At 71.7% G+C, this 17,358-nt stretch carries 19 protein-coding genes; 13 read left to right on the plus strand and 6 right to left on the minus strand.

The window, feature by feature from the left end:
* The first annotated feature begins 130 nt into the window (after window positions 1-130).
* Genes ACGFIE_RS18615 through ACGFIE_RS18625 form a run of 3 tightly spaced genes read left to right on the plus strand, consistent with a single transcriptional unit; the run spans window position 131 to window position 2,902 of the window.
* The gene (locus ACGFIE_RS18615; protein ID WP_393296118.1) at window positions 131-1,357 is read left to right on the plus strand and encodes an epoxide hydrolase family protein; all 1,227 of its coding nucleotides are present in this window, start codon (window positions 131-133) and stop codon (window positions 1,355-1,357) included.
* Window positions 1,358-2,299: a redoxin family protein gene (locus tag ACGFIE_RS18620; RefSeq protein ID WP_393296120.1), complete on the plus strand. Its 942-nt coding sequence runs from the start codon at window positions 1,358-1,360 to the stop codon at window positions 2,297-2,299.
* A gap of 36 nt (window positions 2,300-2,335) precedes the next feature.
* Window positions 2,336-2,902, plus strand: coding sequence for a GNAT family N-acetyltransferase (locus tag ACGFIE_RS18625; protein ID WP_393296122.1), 567 nt, complete (start codon window positions 2,336-2,338; stop codon window positions 2,900-2,902).
* A 74-nt stretch (window positions 2,903-2,976) separates the two neighbouring features.
* On the opposite strand, the gene ACGFIE_RS18630 is transcribed toward ACGFIE_RS18625, so the two are convergent.
* Window positions 2,977-3,156, minus strand: a complete 180-nt coding sequence (locus ACGFIE_RS18630) for a GrpB family protein (RefSeq protein ID WP_393296402.1) — start codon at window positions 3,154-3,156, stop codon at window positions 2,977-2,979.
* A gap of 59 nt (window positions 3,157-3,215) precedes the next feature.
* On the opposite strand from ACGFIE_RS18630, the gene ACGFIE_RS18635 reads away from it, so the two are divergent.
* Window positions 3,216-4,082 (plus strand): GyrI-like domain-containing protein, encoded by an 867-nt coding sequence (locus ACGFIE_RS18635; protein WP_393296404.1) that lies wholly within the window; start codon window positions 3,216-3,218, stop codon window positions 4,080-4,082.
* A 10-nt stretch (window positions 4,083-4,092) separates the two neighbouring features.
* Here the strand turns inward: ACGFIE_RS18635 and ACGFIE_RS18640 are convergent, their stop codons facing one another.
* A complete protein-coding gene (locus ACGFIE_RS18640; RefSeq protein WP_393296124.1) occupies window positions 4,093-4,590 on the minus strand; it encodes an NUDIX domain-containing protein in 498 nt (165 codons plus the stop codon).
* 191 nt (window positions 4,591-4,781) lie between these two features.
* On the opposite strand from ACGFIE_RS18640, the gene ACGFIE_RS18645 reads away from it, so the two are divergent.
* The 4 genes from ACGFIE_RS18645 to npdG all read left to right on the plus strand — a co-directional run bounded on the left by ACGFIE_RS18645 (window position 4,782) and on the right by npdG (window position 8,434).
* On the plus strand, window positions 4,782-4,985 hold the full coding sequence (locus tag ACGFIE_RS18645; protein WP_363683237.1) for a hypothetical protein: 204 nt from the start codon (window positions 4,782-4,784) through the stop codon (window positions 4,983-4,985).
* Window positions 4,986-5,066: 81 nt separating this feature from the next.
* Window positions 5,067-5,975 (plus strand): histone, encoded by a 909-nt coding sequence (locus ACGFIE_RS18650; protein ID WP_393296126.1) that lies wholly within the window; start codon window positions 5,067-5,069, stop codon window positions 5,973-5,975.
* 182 nt (window positions 5,976-6,157) lie between these two features.
* Window positions 6,158-7,588 carry an RNB domain-containing ribonuclease gene (locus tag ACGFIE_RS18655; protein ID WP_393296128.1) on the plus strand — a complete coding sequence of 477 codons (1,431 nt, stop codon included), beginning with the start codon at window positions 6,158-6,160 and terminating at the stop codon, window positions 7,586-7,588.
* A gap of 147 nt (window positions 7,589-7,735) precedes the next feature.
* Window positions 7,736-8,434 (plus strand): NADPH-dependent F420 reductase, encoded by a 699-nt coding sequence (gene npdG / locus ACGFIE_RS18660; protein ID WP_393296130.1) that lies wholly within the window; start codon window positions 7,736-7,738, stop codon window positions 8,432-8,434.
* A 114-nt stretch (window positions 8,435-8,548) separates the two neighbouring features.
* Here npdG and panB read toward each other — a convergent pair whose 3' ends face one another.
* Window positions 8,549-9,394, minus strand: coding sequence for a 3-methyl-2-oxobutanoate hydroxymethyltransferase (gene panB / locus ACGFIE_RS18665; RefSeq protein WP_363683229.1), 846 nt, complete (start codon window positions 9,392-9,394; stop codon window positions 8,549-8,551).
* A gap of 150 nt (window positions 9,395-9,544) precedes the next feature.
* Window positions 9,545-11,302 (minus strand): NAD+ synthase, encoded by a 1,758-nt coding sequence (locus ACGFIE_RS18670; RefSeq protein WP_393296132.1) that lies wholly within the window; start codon window positions 11,300-11,302, stop codon window positions 9,545-9,547.
* A gap of 239 nt (window positions 11,303-11,541) precedes the next feature.
* Here ACGFIE_RS18670 and glnA point away from each other — a divergent pair, with 239 nt between their 5' ends.
* From glnA to ACGFIE_RS18690, 4 genes are all read left to right on the plus strand, one after another.
* Window positions 11,542-12,891 carry a type I glutamate--ammonia ligase gene (gene glnA, locus ACGFIE_RS18675; RefSeq protein ID WP_007463316.1) on the plus strand — a complete coding sequence of 450 codons (1,350 nt, stop codon included), beginning with the start codon at window positions 11,542-11,544 and terminating at the stop codon, window positions 12,889-12,891.
* An 87-nt stretch (window positions 12,892-12,978) separates the two neighbouring features.
* Window positions 12,979-13,404 carry a DUF350 domain-containing protein gene (locus ACGFIE_RS18680; protein ID WP_393296134.1) on the plus strand — a complete coding sequence of 142 codons (426 nt, stop codon included), beginning with the start codon at window positions 12,979-12,981 and terminating at the stop codon, window positions 13,402-13,404.
* A 47-nt stretch (window positions 13,405-13,451) separates the two neighbouring features.
* Window positions 13,452-14,144 (plus strand): helix-turn-helix transcriptional regulator, encoded by a 693-nt coding sequence (locus tag ACGFIE_RS18685; RefSeq protein WP_393296136.1) that lies wholly within the window; start codon window positions 13,452-13,454, stop codon window positions 14,142-14,144.
* A gap of 127 nt (window positions 14,145-14,271) precedes the next feature.
* Window positions 14,272-14,649: a VOC family protein gene (locus ACGFIE_RS18690; RefSeq protein WP_393296138.1), complete on the plus strand. Its 378-nt coding sequence runs from the start codon at window positions 14,272-14,274 to the stop codon at window positions 14,647-14,649.
* 136 nt (window positions 14,650-14,785) lie between these two features.
* Here ACGFIE_RS18690 and ACGFIE_RS18695 read toward each other — a convergent pair whose 3' ends face one another.
* The gene (locus ACGFIE_RS18695; protein ID WP_393296140.1) at window positions 14,786-15,250 is read right to left on the minus strand and encodes a hypothetical protein; all 465 of its coding nucleotides are present in this window, start codon (window positions 15,248-15,250) and stop codon (window positions 14,786-14,788) included.
* 155 nt (window positions 15,251-15,405) lie between these two features.
* Between ACGFIE_RS18695 and ACGFIE_RS18700 the strand changes: the two genes are divergently transcribed.
* On the plus strand, window positions 15,406-16,326 hold the full coding sequence (locus ACGFIE_RS18700) for a virginiamycin B lyase (protein ID WP_393296142.1): 921 nt from the start codon (window positions 15,406-15,408) through the stop codon (window positions 16,324-16,326).
* 82 nt (window positions 16,327-16,408) lie between these two features.
* On the opposite strand, the gene ACGFIE_RS18705 is transcribed toward ACGFIE_RS18700, so the two are convergent.
* Window positions 16,409-17,344, minus strand: a complete 936-nt coding sequence (locus ACGFIE_RS18705; protein WP_393296144.1) for an LD-carboxypeptidase — start codon at window positions 17,342-17,344, stop codon at window positions 16,409-16,411.
* Window positions 17,345-17,358 lie beyond the last annotated feature (14 nt).

The raw sequence follows: 17,358 nt of genomic DNA on the forward strand, positions 1-17,358 counted from the left end.
GAAGACCTCGTTCTAGGCTCCGAGATATGGCGGCGGCGTGCCCATTCCGAATTGGCGCACAAGCTCGGGCAGTGCCCTCACCCCATGATTCCCCTCGCGAGCGCGAACTTTCGACAGAGAGGAAGCACGCATGGCTGTCAAGACGAAGGCACGTCCCGGCACCACGGAGATCCGGCCGTTCACGGTGGAAATCCCCCAGGCGGACCTCGACGACCTGAAAAGGCGAATCGCGGCCGCCCGCTGGCCGGACAAGGAAATCGTCGACGACCAGTCGCAGGGCGTGCCACTCGCGACGATCCAGGCCGTCGCGCGTTATTGGGAAAATGAGTACGACTGGCGCAAGGTCGAATCGCGGCTGAACGCCGTACCGAATTTCATGACCACGATCGACGGGGTGGACATCCACTTCATCCACGTGCGCTCGAAGCACGAGGACGCGCTGCCGCTCATCGTCACCCACGGGTGGCCCGGTTCGGTGATCGAGCAGTTGAAGATCATCGAGCCGCTCACCGACCCCACCGCCCACGGCGGCAGCGCCTCGGACGCCTTCCACCTGGTGATCCCCTCGCTGCCCGGCCATGGTTTCTCCGGCAAGCCGACGGAGCAGGGCTGGAACCCGCAGAAGATCGCCAGCGCGTGGACCGAGCTGATGAAGCGTCTCGGCTACTCGCGGTTCGTCGCCCAGGGCGGCGACTGGGGCGCGGTCATCGTGGACCAGATGGGCATCCAGGCGCCTCCGGAACTGCTCGGCATCCACACCAACATGCCCGGCGCGGTCCCCACCGAGATCGACCTGCTGTTCCAGGGCGACACCACGGGCGCGAACAACGCCATGGGCTCCCTGCCCTCCGGCCTGTCCGCCGACGAGATGCGCGCCGCCGAGGAGGTCAACTACGTCTGGAAGCACGTCGCGTACGCCCTCATGATGGCGACCCGTCCGCAGACGCTCACCGGCCTGGCGGATTCGCCGGTCGGGCTGGCGTCCTTCCTGCTCGACCACGACGCGAAGAGCCTGGCCCTCATCGCGCAGGTCTTCGACGGGGCCCAGGCGGGCCTCACCCGTGACGACATCCTGGACAACATCTCGCTCTACTGGTTGACGAACACCGCGATCTCCGCGTCCCGGCTGTACGCGGAGAACAAGCTGTCGTTCTTCGCCGCGAAGGGCGTGAACGTCCCGGTCGCCGTGAGCGTCTTCCCCGACGAGCTGTACGAGGCGCCGCAGAGTTGGGCCGAACAGGCGTACCCGAACCTCATCTACTACAACAAGCTCGACGTGGGTGGGCACTTCGCGGCCTGGGAACAGCCGAAGATCTTCTCCGAGGAACTGCGGACCGCTTTCCGGTCACTGCGCTAGATGGCCGTGCACCTGCCTCCGCTGAACGGCGCGGTCGAGTGGCTCAACTCCGAGCCGCTCGACCCCGCCGGGCTGCGCGGTCGTGTCGTCCTCGTGAACTTCTGGACGCTCACCTGCATCAACTGGCTGCGTCAGGAGCCGTACGTCCGCGCCTGGTCGCAGGCCTACCGCGACGACGGCCTCGTCGTCGTCGGGGTGCACACGCCGGAGTTCGCCTTCGAGCATGAGGTCGACTGGGTACGCCGGGCGGTCGCGGCCCGCTCGATCGACTACCCGGTCGCCGTCGACAACGACTACGCGATCTGGAGTGCCTTCGCCAACCAGTACTGGCCGGCGCTGTACATCACCGACACCGACGGCGTCATCCGCGACGAGCACTTCGGTGAGGGGCGCTACGAGCAGTCCGAGCGCACGCTTCAGCGCCTGCTCGGCATCGAGCGCGACCCCGTACCCGTCAACGGGCTCGGCCCGGAGGCGGCGGCCGACTGGGACAGTCTGCGGACGCCCGAGACGTACCTCGGATTTAGTCGCGGCGACCACTTCGCGTCGCCGAACGGCGCGGCGCTCGACGAACGCCGCGCCTACGACCTCCCCGGCAGCCTGGCGCTCAACCAGTGGGCCCTGGCGGGGGAGTGGACGATCGGGTCGGAGAACGTCGCGCTCGACGGGGCCGGGGGAGGCATCGCCGTCCGCTTCCGCGCCCGCGACGCGCATCTCGTGCTGGCCCCCGTGGTGGGACGGTCGGTCCCGTTCCGCGTGCTGCTCGACGGCGAGGCTCCCGGGCCGTCGCACGGCGTCGACGTCGACGCCGACGGCAACGGTGTCCTGGAGGACGGACGGCTCTACCAGCTCGTACGCCAACCGGGTGCGGTCCGGGAACGGACCCTGGACATCACGTTCGACGAGCCGGGCGCCGCGGCGTACGCCTTCACATTCGGGTGAGTCAGCGCACTACCGCCCGCGATAGTGTCGACTGCTGTGACAACGCCTGAGATCACCCTCGCAACGCCAACGGACCGCGATGCGGTGGTCGGCACGCTGGTCGCCGCGTTCGTCAAGGATCCCATCCTGCGGCACCTGTTCCCCGACGACGCGACCTACCCGCACTACGCCGCCACCTTCTTTGGCGACCTGTTCGACAAGCGGGTGCACAGGTCGTCGATCTGGATGCTCGGCGGGGGTGCGTCCGTCGCCGTCTGGGAGCCTCCGGACGCCGGACACGCGTCGACGGACGCCGACCCCGACTACCCCGCCGACGTGCTGGCCCGCGTGCGGGGCTACGACGAGGTCGTGCACGCCGCCCTGCCGGCGTACCCGTTCTGGTATCTCGGTGTCCTGGGCACCCACCCGGACAGCGCCGGACGCGGTTGGGGTCGTGTGGTCATGCGGGCCGGGCTGGACCATGCGGCCGCCGAGGGCCTGCCGGCGATCCTGGAGACCAGCAACCCGGGCAACGTCGAGCTGTACCGCCGCGCCGGCTGGGAGGAGATGGGCTACCTGGCCGAGCCCGTCCCCACCTGGATCATGCAGCAGCCGCCGCGCTGAGCTACTGGAGATCTTGGACAGTTTCCGTTAGCAGCTAACGGAAACTGTCCAAGATCTGGGTGTGATCGTCGACGTCAGGCGGCGAAGATGCGCCCGTAGATCTCGTCGATGACGTCGTTCTTCGCCAGGCTGTAGTCGCGGGGCCGGTGCGCCGTGTCCCGCGCGAGGCGGCGCTTGGTCGCGGCGTACCGCTCCCGGTCCTTCGGATGCGCGCGCAGCGGTGCGACCCACCCCGATCGTTGCGGGCATCGGATGTCGGGTGGGGGACGGGACCTGCCGCCTAGCGTCGGTGCTCGAAGGGAAGGAGGCCCGGGTGCTGGAGCGGCTCAACGAGGCCATGGCGCACATCGAGCGGCACCTCGACGAGCAGATCGAGGTGGCCGACCTGGCGCGGATCGCGCTGACGTCGGAGTACCACCTTCGGCGACTGTTCTCCGCGCTGGCCGGCATCGGACTGTCGGAGTACATCCGTCGTCGTCGGCTCACCGTCGCCGGCGCGGACGTGCTCGCGGGGGAGCGGACACTGCTCGACGTCGCCGTCCGGTACGGCTACGGATCGGCCGAGGCGTTCGCCCGGGCGTTCCACGCCGTACACGGCGTGGGGCCGGGAGAAGCTCGGCGTACGGGGGCAGTGCTGCGCGCCCAGCCCCGGATGTCCTTCCGACTCACAGTGGAAGGGAGTGGCAGCATGGAGTACCGAATCGTCGCCAAGGACGCGTTCGCGCTGGTGGGGCGCAGGGCCCGGGTCCCGCTGGTGCACGAGGGGATGAACCCCGCGATCGTCGCGTTCATCCGGAGCATCGACCAGGAGACGACGGCTCGGATCGAGGCGCTCTCCGATCAGGAGCCGACCGGGATCGTCAACGTCAGTGACAACCTCGCCGACGGTCGGGCCGAGGGCAGCGAGTTGGACTACTGGCACGGGGTGGTCACCGGCGCCACGCCACCGGAGGACCTGGACGCGCTTGCGGTGGCGGCCGGAACGTGGGCGGTGTTCACCACCTCCGGCGCGTTCCCGCAGGCCGTCCAGTACCTGTGGCGGGACGTCTTCACCCAGTGGTTCCCGTCCAACCCGTACCGCAGCCGACCCGGACCGGAGATCTCCCGGGTGCGGGTGTCCGCGGACGGGACCACGGCGGACGCCGAACTGTGGATCCCCGTCGAACGGGTCGCGGCCTGACGGGCGCGGTTCAGGTGGGGACGTCGTCCCAGTTCGTGCCGGGCGGCAGGTAGCCGGCCAACGGGTTGTCGCGCAGCGCGTAGGCGATGACCAGCAGCGCGTGCTTGTCCAGCTCGGGCAGCCGGTCCACCGGAAACCACCGCACGGCCACCGACTCGTCGTCGTTGACCCGTGCGGTGCCGGACACCACCCGGCAGAGGAAGCCCAGGTTGAGGATTTCGCACTGGTCCCCGTTGGGGTAGGTGTGCGGGTGCGAGACGGCACTGGACAGCCGGACGGGCGCCACGTCCAGGCCCGTCTCCTCCCGTACCTCCCGCAGCAGCGCTGCGGCCGGCTGCTCGCCCGACTCGACGAAACCGCTGATGATCGACCACCGTCCGTCGTCGGCGCGTTGGCCGAGCAGCAGCTCGCCGGCATCGTTGCGGATCACCGCGCTGACGCTCGGCAGCCACAGCAGGTCCTGGCCGATGTGCTTGCGCATCCGCACGATGTAATCCGGTACCGACATCGGGCGATCATAGGCCGCTGGTGGGCGGCCACGGCCCGCCCCGCCGGCCCGCACCCGAGGGGCCAATGCCCCACCTGCACTTCTTTCGGCGTTTTCGCCCAAAGTGCGCTGAGCGTCTCTACTGTGGAGAGGGTTCGGCGACTTGCGTGATCCGGTGGCGGTCAGCCCGTTCCCGGTGCACAGTGATTCCCATGAACGACAGCGGACGTAATGGGCAGTTCTACTGGTGCACCCGGCACCACCGGGTCGAGACGGACGCCGACGTGTGTCCGGCGAAGCACGTTCTCGGCCCGTACAACTCGGCGGCCGACGCGGAGAACGCCCTGCAGCAGGTGCAGGAGCGCAACGAAGCGTGGGAGGCCGAGGACGCTCGTTGGGCCGGGGAGGACAGGTAGACGGCGCGGGACGGCCCGCGTCGCGGTAGTTCGTGCTCCGCGAGGACGCACGCGAGAGCACGTCCCCGAGGAGGAACCACGATGGCCGAAGCACAGCAGGCCACCACCCGTCCGGCCGCCCGTCGCACTACCGCGAAGAAGACCGCCGCGGCGGAGCGCAACACGTCGGCGAGCCGGACCACCCCCGTGCGCAAGTCCACCACGGGTGCCGCGAAGGCGCCGGCCCGCAAGGCAGCCGGCGGCGCGGGCCGTGCCCCGGCCAAGAAGACCGCCGCGGCGGCGAAGAAGGCTCCGGCGAAGAAGGCCGCGACCAGGACGACCGCGAGCAAGGCCGCCCCCACCAGGACCGCCGCCGCGGCGAAGAAGGCCCCGGCGAAGAAGACCACGACCAGGACCAGCGCGGCGGCCAGGAAGGCCCCGGCCAAGACCTCGACCGCCACCCGCAAGACGACGACCGCCGCGAAGCGGACCCCGGCGTCCACGACGCGCACGAGCGCCACCGCCGCGAGCGGGACGACTGGTACGGCGAAGAAGACGACGAGCGCCGCCAAGAAGACGACAGGCGCCGCGAAGAAGACCACGGCGTCGGCGGCGAAGCGGACCACCGCCGCCGCGAAGGCGCCCGCGCGCAAGGTCGCGACCAAGGCGTCCACCGTGAAGAAGACGGCTGCCAAGAAGGCCCCGGCGAAGAAGACCGCGGCGAAGAAGGCTCCCGCCAAGAAGACCGCGGCGAAGAAGACCGCTTCCACCCGCCCGAGCGGCGGCGCCCGCAACGCCCCGGCGAAGAAGGCCCCGGCCGCGAAGGCGACCGGCACCTCGGCGATCACCGCCCGCAAGGCGGCGGCGAAGAAGGCCCCGGCGAAGAAGACCACCGCCGCCAAGGCACCGGCCCGCAAGGTGACCGCCCGCACGTCGCCCGCCCGTCCGGTCGCCGCACGAGCCACCACCCCCCGGGGTACGCGCAGCACCGCCCGAAAGGCGACCGGCTGAGCGCAAGCGCCTCGGCGAGGCACCGGTTCGTTCCACGGGCCTGCCGTGTCCGGCGCGACAGACCGACACGGCGGTCCGAGCTGGCGGGTCCGCACGCAGCGCGGGGCGGTTCGTCGGAGGGCGACGGAGATCTCGGCCGGTCACCGGAAGCGGATCACCGGCGGCGCTGTCAGGATTGACCCGTGGTCATCCGACGCGTACTCGCGCCCCGCATCGACTTCGGCGCGCTGCGCCGCGAACTCGGCCTGCCCGAGGGCTTCCCGGCTGCCGCCCAACGGGAGGCCGACGCAGCGGCTGCCGCGCCGCCCCGGCCGTCGGTCGACCGTACCGACATCCCGTTCGTGACGCTCGACCCGGCCAGTTCACGTGACCTGGACCAGGCGATGCACCTCGCCCGTCGGCCGGGCGGCGGCTACCGGGTGCGCTACGCCATCGCGGACGTCGCCGCGCACGTCACGCCGGGCGGCGCGCTCGAGGAGGAGACCTGGCGGAGGGGGGAGACGGTCTACCTGCCCGACGGCCACGTGCCGCTGCACCCGCTGACGCTCAGCGAGGGCGCGGCCAGTCTGCTGCCCGACGACGACCGGGCCGCCGTGGTCTGGACCATCGACCTGGACGCCGACGGCGGCACCGTGGCCGTCGAACTGGAGCGCGCTCTGGTGCGCAGCCGGGCCAAACTCGACTACACCGGAGTGCAGGCGGCGGCCGAGGCCGGCCGGCTGCCCGAGCCGATCGCGTTGCTGCCCGAGATCGGCGACCGACTGACCGCCCGGGGCCTGCGCCGAGGCGCCATCAACCTGCCGCTGCCCGAGCAGGACGTGGAGCCCGACGGTGACGGCTGGCGGCTGGTGCTGCGCGGGCCGGTGCCGATGGAGGAGCACAACGCACAGATCTCACTGCTGACGGGGATGGCCGCCGCCGACATCATGCTGGCCGGCCGAGTGGGTCTGCTGCGCACGATGCCGGCACCGAAGCCGGAGGCGGTGCAACGCCTGCGGGCGGCCGCCGCTCCGCTGGGCGTGCACTGGCCGGACGGCGTGGGCCCCGGTGAGGTGATCGCCGGCCTGGACGCCGCGCAGCCGCGTTCCGCCGCGTTCATCGACCAGGCGGCCGAGCTGATGCGCGGCGCCGCGTACACCGCCTTCGACGGCACTGTTCCGGAGCAGCCCGAGCACGGCGGTGTGGCCGCCGCGTACGCCCATGTCACGGCGCCGTTGCGACGCCTGGCCGACAGGTACGCCACCGAGGTCTGCCTGGCCCTGCACGCGGGCCGGGAGGTGCCCGACTGGGCCCGCGCGGCGCTGCCCCGGCTGCCCGAGGTGATGGCCAGCACCGACCGGACCGCCTCGGCCGCCAGCCGCGGCGCCGTCGAACTGACCGAGGCGGTGCTGCTGGAGCACCGGGTGGGGGAGACCTTCGACGCGGCGGTACTCGACGTCGACGCCCCACCCAACGGCAAGTCCCGGCCCCGCCCGCCCGGCGGAACGGTGGCGTTGGACGCCCCACCGGTACGCGGCCGCTGCCTCGGTGCGCTGCCGCTCGGCGAACGGGTCCGGGTCCGCCTGGTCACCGCCGACCCGGCGGCCCGCACGGTGCTGTTCGAGCTGGCCTGAGCTGGCTGTCCGTGCCGAGCCGGTCCGCTGGCCCTGCGGGACCGGCGGGGCGATGTCGGCGGTCGTCGTCGGCGGACCGGCGCGTAGCGGGGATTGTCACAGCGGCCGGCGCTGCTGACGGACCGGGCGGTTTGCGAGGATGAGCCCATGGCATACGACGCGAGCACGCTGCCCGACGTGTCCGGGCTGACGGTAGGCATCATCGGCGGCACCGGCGACCAGGGCCGTGGCCTCGCCTATCGGCTCGCCCGGGCCGGGCAGACGGTGCTGATCGGCTCCCGATCGGCGGAGCGGGCCGCCGAGTCGGCAGCCGAGATCGCCGCTCTGCCCCGGATGCCTGCCGATGTCAGCGTCACCGGCGCGGCCAACGACGAGGTGGCCCGCCGCAGCGACGTCGTGATCATCGCGGTGCCGTGGGACGGGCACGCCGCCACCGTCGCCGCCCTCGCCGAGCCGCTCGCCGGAACGATAGTCGTCGACTGCGTCAACCCGCTGGGCTTCGACAAGCAGGGCCCGCACGCCCTCACCGTCGCCGAGGGCAGCGCCGTCCAGCAGGCCGCCGCGCTGCTGCCCGACTCCCGCGTCTGCGCCGCGTTCAACCACGTCAGCGCCCCGCTGCTGGCCGACCCCGAGGTCGACCGGATCGACCTCGACGTGCTGATCTGCACCGAGGACCGGGAGCTCGTCGACATCGTCGGAGCGCTCGCCGCCCGGATCCCGGGGATGCGCGGCATCTACGCCGGCCGGCTGCGCAACGCCCACCAGATCGAGGCGTTCACCGCGAATCTGATCGCCATCAACAAGCGCTACAAGGCGCACGCAGGCATCCGCGTCACCGACCTCTGACCAGGTCCCCGGGGCGACCAGCGGCGTGATCGTCTCGGGTTCGCTGAAATCGGGGTGTCCCGGTGCCAGGGATACCCCGATTTCCGCGAAACCGAGTCGATCACACTGGCTGTGCTAGAAGGTGTGCTCGGCGGCCGGGAACTCGCCGCCGCGGACCTCGTCGGCGAAGCGGCGGGTCGCGTCGGTGAGGACGTCGGCCAGGTCGGCGTAGCGCTTCACGAAGCGCGGGGCCTTGCCGGTACGCAGGCCGGCCATGTCCTGCCAGACCAGCACCTGGGCGTCGGTGTCCGGGCCCGCGCCGATGCCGACAGTGGGGATCGCCAGTTCGTGGGTGATCTGCTTGGCCACCTCGCCCGGCACCATCTCCAGCACCACCGCGAACGCGCCCGCCTCGGCCACCGCACGCGCGTCGGCCCGCACCTCGTCGGCCGTGTCGCCCCGGCCCTGCACGCGGTAGCCGCCCAGGGTGTGCTCGCTCTGCGGGGTGAAGCCGATGTGCGCCATCACCGGGATGCCGGCCCCGACGATCGCGGCGATCTGCGCGGCGTTGCGGCGGCCACCCTCCAGCTTCACCGCGTGGCAGCCACCCTCCTTCATGAACCGGACGGCGGTGCGCAGCGCCTGGGTCGGCCCCTCCTCGTACGAGCCGAACGGCAGGTCACCGACGACGAGGGCCTGCCGGGTCGAGCGCACCACGGCCCGTACCAGCGGAAGCAGGTCGTCGGTGGTGACCGGCAGGGTGGTCTCGTAGCCGAACACGTTGTTCGCGGCCGAGTCGCCGACCAGCAGCACCGGCACGCCGGCCCGGTCGAAGATCCCCGCCGTGTACTGGTCGTACGAGGTGAGCATCGGCCACCGCTCGCCGCGTTCCTTGGCGGCGATCAGGTCGCGGGTACGGATCCGACGGGTGGCCGGTCCGCCGTACAGCGCGGTCACCTCGTTCGGAGTGGACTCGGTCATGACTGTCTCCTTCCTCGAGGCCGCCTGCGCGGTCCCCGGGTTCCGTCGCGATCGTCGCACCGGAAGACCGGGTGACGGCAGGGCGCAGTGGAAGATGTCACTCACGACCGCGCCAGGCCGAGTCCCGCGACCCGGCCCGGACGTACGGGCTCAGCCGTTCTCGCGCCACCGGTTGGTGATCGGCAGGCGGCGGTCCCGGCCGAACGCCTTCATGGAGATCTTCGCGCCGGGCGCCGACTGGCGTCGCTTGTACTCGGCGGTATCCACCAGCCGCAGCACCTTGTCGACGACGGCCGGGTCGTGGCCCGACTCGACAAGCCCGTCGCGGCCCAGGTCGCCGTCGACGTAGCCGATCAGGATCGGGTCCAGCACGTCGTAGTCGGGCAGGGAGTCGCTGTCGAGCTGGCCCGGGCTCAACTCGGCGCTCGGCGGCTTGCCGATCGAGTTCTCCGGGATCGGGGCGGTCTCGCCGCGGCGGGCCGCGTCCGCGTTGCGCCACTTCGCCAGCCGCCACACGAGCGTCTTCCAGACGTCCTTGATCGGGTTGAAGCCGCCCACCGAGTCGCCGTACAGGGTGGAGTAGCCGACCGCCAATTCGCTCTTGTTGCCCGTGGTGAGCACCAGGTGGCCCTCCTGGTTCGACAGCGCCATCAGGATGACACCGCGTACCCGGGCCTGGAGGTTCTCCACGGCGATCCCGGACAGCGACAGGTTGGCCAGGAAGGCGTCCACCATCGGCTGGATCGGCTCGACGCGGTAGTCCAGCCCGGTGCGCTTGGCCAGGTCGGCGGCGTCCTCGCGGGAGTGCTCGGAGGAGTGCTGGCTGGGCAGCGACACCCCGACCACCCGGTCCGGGCCGAGCGCGTCGACGGCGAGGGCTGCCACCACCGCCGAGTCGATGCCGCCGGAGAGGCCGAGCACCACCGACGCGAACCGGTTCTTGTTGACGTAGTCGCGCAGGCCGAGCACCAGCGCGTGCCACACCTCGGCCTCGTCGGCCACCGGCTCGATCAGCCCACCCGCGACGGCCGGGCCGGACGGCGCGGGCGGAATCACGTCAAGCGTGTGGTGCGCCACCCGCATGCCGTCCGCGACGTCGCGGCTGCCCGGGGCCATCGTCGCGGCCGGCAACTCGAGGTCGTGCACGAGCAGGTGCTCGACGAACTGCGGTGCGCGGGTGAGCAGCTCACCGTCCGAGGTGACGATCATCGAGTCGCCCTCGAAGACCAGCTCGTCCTGCCCGCCGATCATGTTGACGTACGCGATGGCGGCGCCCGCCTCGGCGGCCCGGCGGCGCACCAGCGGCAGCCGGATGTCGTCCTTGTTCAGCTCGTACGGCGAGCCGTTGATGTTGACCACCAGGCCGACGCCTGCCTGCCGGGCGGCGGCGAACGGCCCGCCGGCCTGCCACAGGTCCTCGCAGATGGTCAGCGCGACGTCCACCCCGCCGATCCGCACCACTGTCAGCTGGTCGCCGGAGACGAAGTAGCGGTCCTCGTCGAAGACGCCGTAGTTGGGCAGGTGGTGCTTGAAGTAGCGGGCGACCACAGCACCCCGGTGCAGCAGCGCGGCGGCGTTGCGGGCACCCCGGCCCGGCTCGGCGTCCCCGCTCACCTGCGGTGGCCCGTCGGCGTCCAGGTAGCCGACCACCACCGGCAGGTCACCGAGGCCGTCCTCGGCGAGGTCGGCGGCGAGCCGCTGGACGGCCGCCTGGGACGCGGCGACGAAGGAACGCCGGAAGACCAGATCCTCGACCGGGTAGCCGGTCAGCATCATCTCCGGGAAGAGCACGAGCTGGGCGCCGGCGTCGGCGGCCTGGCGGGTCCAGCTGCGGACCAGGTCGGCATTGCCGGCGATGTCGCCGACGCTCGGATTGACCTGGGACAGGGCGAGACGCAGGGTGGGCATGTCCTCATCTTGCCCCAGCACGGCCGGAGCAATCCGCACCGTCGGACGAGATGGCGGCCACGCTCGGGCGCCACGCGGCGGTCCGGCCGGATCGGTACCGCTCGGCGGGCGGGACACGAGGGGACGGGCGGCGGCAGTTCGCGTAACGTCTGCGTAACCAGGCCCGGGAACACTGGGCGGTCAGGTCGGGTACAGCCCGACCAAGGCGGACAAAAGAGTTGTCGCGAGGGGTTGGGGAAGTGGACCGTCAGCAGGAGTTCGTCCTCCGTACGCTGGAAGAGCGGGACATCCGGTTCGTCCGGCTGTGGTTCACGGACGTGCTGGGCACGCTCAAGAGTGTCTCGGTGGCGCCCGCGGAGCTGGAAGCGGCCTTCGAGGAGGGCATCGGCTTCGACGGATCGGCGATCGAGGGCTTCGCCCGGGTCTTCGAATCGGACATGGTGGCCATGCCCGACCCGACCACCTTCCAGGTCTTCCCGTTCGAGGGCGGGGTCAGCGGCGAGAGCGCACGGATGTTCTGCGACATCCTGCTGCCCGACGGCGGCCCCTCCTGGGCCGACCCGCGGCACGTGCTGCGCCGCGCGCTGTCCAAGGCGGCCGAGAAGGGCTTCACCTTCTACACCCACCCCGAGATCGAGTTCTTCCTGCTGGAGAACGGCCCGCAGGACGGCTCGGTGCCCACCCCGGTGGACACCGGCGGCTACTTCGAGCACACCACCCACGCGGTGGCCCGCGACTTCCGCCGCCAGGGCGTGCTGGCCCTGGAGCGGATCGGCATCTCGGTGGAGTTCAGCCACCACGAGGTCGCGCCCGGCCAGCAGGAGATCGACCTGCGCTACGCCGACGCGCTGACCACCGCCGACAACATCATGACCTTCCGCCACGTGGTGAAGGAGGTCGCCCTCTCCACAGGTGTGCAGGCCAGCTTCATGCCGAAGCCGTTCACCGACCAGCCGGGCAGCGGCATGCACACCCACCTGTCGCTGTTCGAGGGCGAGCGCAACGCCTTCCACGACGGTGGCGACCCGATGAAGCTCTCCAAGGTGGCGAAGTCCTTCATCGCCGGCCTGCTGGTGCACGCCCGGGAGTACACGGCGGTCACCAACCAGTGGGTCAACTCGTACAAGCGGCTCTTCCCGCAGGCCCTGCCGGACCGGATCACCGAGAGCCCGGCGTACGTCTGCTGGGGTCACCTGAACCGGTCCGCGCTGGTCCGCGTCCCGGCGTACGGCAAGCCGAACTCCGCCCGTGTCGAGGTCCGTTCGCTGGACTCGGCGACCAACCCGTACCTCGCCTTCGCGGTGCTGCTCGGCGCCGGCCTGAAGGGCATCGAGGAGGGCTACGAGCTGCCGCCGGGCGCCGAGGACGACGTCTGGTCGCTGAGCAGCGCCGAGCGCCGCGCCATGGGGTACGAGGCTCTCCCGGAGAACCTGGCCGAGGCGATCGACGTGATGGCCGAATCCGAACTGGTCGCCGAGGTGCTCGGCGAGCACGTCTTCGACTTCTTCCTGCGTAACAAGCGGGCCGAGTGGGAGCAGTACCGCCGTGAGGTCACCCCGTACGAGCGGCAGCGTTACCTGGCGCTGTAGTCGCGGGGCTGACGCGGTGGCGCGCTGCCGCTATCGTCTCGATCACCGCGCCGGTACCCCGCCGGGCGGAGAGTCGGGAGGCAGTCGGTGCTGGAGGACCTGCTCAGCGGTGCCTGGCAGAGCGTCGTGTTCGGTGTCGTGGGCGTCGGGCTCATGGCGGCCGGGTTCGGGCTTGTCGACCTGCTGACCCCGGGGCGGTTGCGGGAGCTGATCTGGGTCGAGCGCAACGCCAACGCGGGGTTGCTGCTCGCCGCCAACCAGCTCGGCATCGCCGGGATCGTCTTCACGGCGATCCTGACCAGCTACAGCGACTTCGGCCGTGGGCTGGCCTCCACTGTGCTGTTCGGGCTGGTCGGGCTGGCCATCATGGCGCTGGCCTTCTTCGTGCTCGACCTGCTCACCCCCGGCAAGCTCGGTGAGGTCATCTGCTCGCCCGAGCCGCACCCGGCCGCCCGGGTCAGCGCCGCCACGCACTTCGGCGCGGCACTGATCGTCTGCGCCTGCATCGCCTGAGCCCGGCCCGCTGCGGGGCGTCGTACCCCGGCCGTAGCGTGCCGGGCATGAACCGCACGGACCGGCTCTACGCCCTGGTCGAGGAGTTGCGGGCGGTGTCGCCCCGGCCGCGCAGCGCCCGCTGGCTGGCCGCCCACTTCGAGGTGAGCAGCCGGACCATCGAGCGGGACATCGGCGCGCTCCAGGAGGCCGGCGTGCCGATCTGGGCCGAGCCCGGGCGCACCGGCGGCTACGTCCTGGACCGCAGCCGCACGCTGCCGCCGGTCAACCTGACCGCGGCCGAGGCGGTGGCGATGGCCGTCGCGCTGCACCGGCTCGCCGGGACCCCGTTCGCCGGGCCGGGCGCCAGCGCGCTGCGCAAGCTGGTGGCGGTACTGCCGGCCGCCGACGCCGCCGAGGCGCACCGCCTCGCCGGCCGGGTGCACCTGATCGGCGACGAGCCGGCCACGCCCGTCCCGGCCACCGTCGCCGACGCGGTCACCGCGCGGCGGGTGCTGCGCATCCGGTACGCCGACCGCGCCGGCACCGACTCGATGCGCGACGTCGAGCCGCTGGGCTACCTCGGCAACCCCCGACACTGGTATCTGCTCGCCTGGTGCCGGCTGCGCGACGAGCTGCGCTGCTTCCGTACCGACCGGATCGCCGACGTCCGGGCGCTGCCCGAGGTGGTGGTCCGGGAGCTCCGCCTGACGGATCTCGACATCCCCCACGAACGCGTCCGCCCGCTGAGCCTCGTCTGAGTCGGGTCAGGCACGCGGCGATCTCCGTCGGGTGATGCGGAAACACCGACAGGACGCTGTCGCGGACGGCCCCGAAACTGCTCTGGACGACGGCGAACCGCCGTCCCGGCAACTCTGGAGGCAGCACGTGTCCACGACGCCCATCACCTGGTTCGAGATCGGCACCGACCGGCCGGAGGAGGCGGAACGTTTCTACGGCGAGCTGTTCGGCTGGACCTTCGAGGAGGAGGGCGCGGGTAGTGGCGGGTCCTACCGTGTGACCGGGGCCGGCGGTGACACCGGGATCGGCGGGGCGATCCGAGCGACCGACGGGACGTCCCCGAACTACGCGGTGTTCTACGCCGAGGTAGACGACGTGGCGGAGACCTGCCGGCGAGCCGAGGCAGCCGGCGGCAAGGTGTTGGTGCCGGCGCGGACCGCCCCGAGCGGGCTCACGCTCGCCCACCTGCTCGACCCGACGGGAAATCGCCTCGGCGTCTTCGCACCCCCACCCGCCCAGGGCTGACCCTCCGGCCTTTCCCGGCCCGGCTGATGATCGACTCGCTTTCCATGAAGTCGCGGTGTCCGAGTGCGTGGGACACCGCGACTTCACGGAAGTCGAGTGGATCAAGCCGCGACCGGCCGGGTTCGGGCCCGCTGGATTACTTGCTGGGCGTACCTTCGCCGTGGGGGGCGCCGGGTCCGCGGTGGCCGCCGGGGCCGGGGAAGACGCCTGCCTCGACGGCCTTGGTGATGGCGTCGGCCTGCTCCTGGGTGAGCTTGCCGTCCTTGACCGCCTGGTCCAGGCGCTCCTTGAGCGCGGCCTGCCGGTCCTCGGCCGACGGGCGTGCCGGACGATCGGCGGGCCGGTGCTGCTCGCGGACCTTCTCGAGCGCGGCGGTCACCTTGTCGGTGGGGACGCCCAGCTCCTTGGCGAGCGCCTCGGCGAACTCACCCTGCCGGTCGGCCTTCGCGCCGGGACCGGGAGCGGAGGCGGCGTTGCCGCTCGGGGACGGCGTCGGGCTGTCCGCGGCGAAGGCGATCGTCGGGGCGGCGATCCCCACGCCGAGGACACCAGCGGTGGCCAGGCCGGCCAGCAGGTGCTTCCTACGGATGGTGCGGGACATGCTGTCCTCCAGAAGGTCGGTGGTGCGGCGATTCGTCCTCGACGGTGACCGGCGATCCTGGGCGCGACCCGTGGCGACCCTGTCAGCGAGCTGGCAATCGAGGCCGGCGCCCGGTGAAATCGGTTGTGTCGTCGTCGGTCGGGACGTCAGGGTTGGTGGTCGCCAACGAAGGGACGTACCGCGAGATGACAGTCGAGATCCGGGAGATTCCGCTCGTGGGGCCGGACACCGGCCCGTACGGCATCACTGTTGGGCCCGACGGCGCGTTGTGGCTGACGCTGGTCCAGGCCGGCGGCATCGCCCGCCTGGGGCCCGACGGCGACGTCCGGACCTACCCGTTGGAGCCGGCCGGCGGCCGCCCCTTGATCATTACGACGGGGTCGGACGGCGCGCTCTGGTTCACCCGGTCCGGGGACGACCGGATCGGTCGACTCGCCGTCGACGGCGAACAGCGCACGATCGTCCTGCCGGCCGGCACCGGGCCGGGCGGCATCGCGGCCGGGCCCGACGGCGCGCTCTGGTACGCCGGGATGACCTCCGACACGATCGGCCGGGTGGACACCGACGGTACGGTCACCGGATTCCCGCTGCCCGTGACCGGCGGCTTCGCCTCGATGATCACCGCAGGCGCGGACGATGCCCTCTGGTTCACCCTCAACCGGGCGAACGCGATAGGCCGAATCGACCTCGCCGGCCGGGTGACGCTGCACCCCTTGCCCACCCCGGACGCCGGACCGGTCGGCATCACCCTCGACGCGGACGGGTCCGTCTGGTTCGTGGAGATCGCGGCCGGTCAACTCGGCCGGATCGACCCGGACGGGAGGATCGTCGAGTTCCCGCTGCCGGACCGGGCGGCTCGTCCGCACGCCATCGTGGCCGATCCGGCGGGCGGCGCCTGGTTCACCGAGTGGGGCGCCAACCGGATCGGCCACCTCGATCCCGCCGGCCGGATCGAGAGCTACGACCTGCCCACCCCCGGGGCGGAACCCCACGGCATCGCAAGGACCCCCGACGGGGTCTGGGCGGCACTGGAGGTCGGCGCGGTGGCCCACCTGACCCCGAACCCCACCGCCTGACCCTGGTGCTCAGGAGGTTCGTGCACGATCCGGCCCGAAGATGACCCAAACCTCTAGACCACCGGAGGAGAAGGGGCGGGGGTTACCGGACGGCGGGGGAGACCGTCAGGGTTCCGGTGGCGGTGTCCAGGGTTGCCCGGGTGCCCACCGGGACGGTCAGCTGGCCGGGGCCGTGGCCGATGGGGAGGCCGCCGAGGACCGGTACGCCCAGGTCGCCGAGGCGTTCGCCGAGCACGTCGACGATCGTGGTGTCCCAGCCGTCACCGCAGTCGGTGAACTGCCCGACCGCCACCCCGGCCAGCCCGTCCAGCGCGCCGGCCCGGCGCAGGTGGGTGAGCATCCGGTCGACCTTGTACGGGGGCTCCTGCACGTCCTCGATCAACAGCACCGCACCGGTCAGATCGGGCAGGTCCGGCGTACCGATCGACGCGGCGATCAGGCACAGGTTGCCGCCCAGCAGGGTGCCGGTGGCGCGACCCGGCACGCGTACGCCGAAGGTCTCCTCGGTGGGCACCGCCTCCACGGTCACCGGCTCGGTGGTCATCAGCGCCGCGTGCAGGGACTCGGCGGAGCGCAGCGACGTCCGCTCGTCCCGCCAGGCGGCCCCCGGCCCGTGCACGCCGGTCAGCCGGGCACCCCGCCACAGGGCGAGCTGCAACGCGGTGATGTCCGAGAAGCCGGCGACCACCTTCGGGTCGCGGCGGACGGCGGCCATGTCGACGGCGTCCACGATCCGCTGGGCGCCGTACCCGCCTCGGGTGCAGATCACCCCGCGCACCTGCGGGTCGGCGAACGCCGCGTTCAGGTCGGCGGCCCGCAGGTCGTCGGTGCCGGCGAGGTAGCCGTGCCGGGCGTACGCGTTCGGCGCCGGTACCGGCCGCAGGCCCCACCCGGTGAGCAACTCCATGCCCCGCGCGACCCGCTCCGGCGAGGTCGGCCCGGACGGCGACACCAGCAGCACCGTGTCCCCGGGGCGCAGGACGGGCGGGCGGACGACTGCGGAATCCTCGCTGATCACAACCGCAGAGCCTA

It is taken from the genome of Micromonospora sp. NPDC049275 (assembly GCF_043197115.1).
Taxonomy (GTDB): domain Bacteria; phylum Actinomycetota; class Actinomycetes; order Mycobacteriales; family Micromonosporaceae; genus Micromonospora.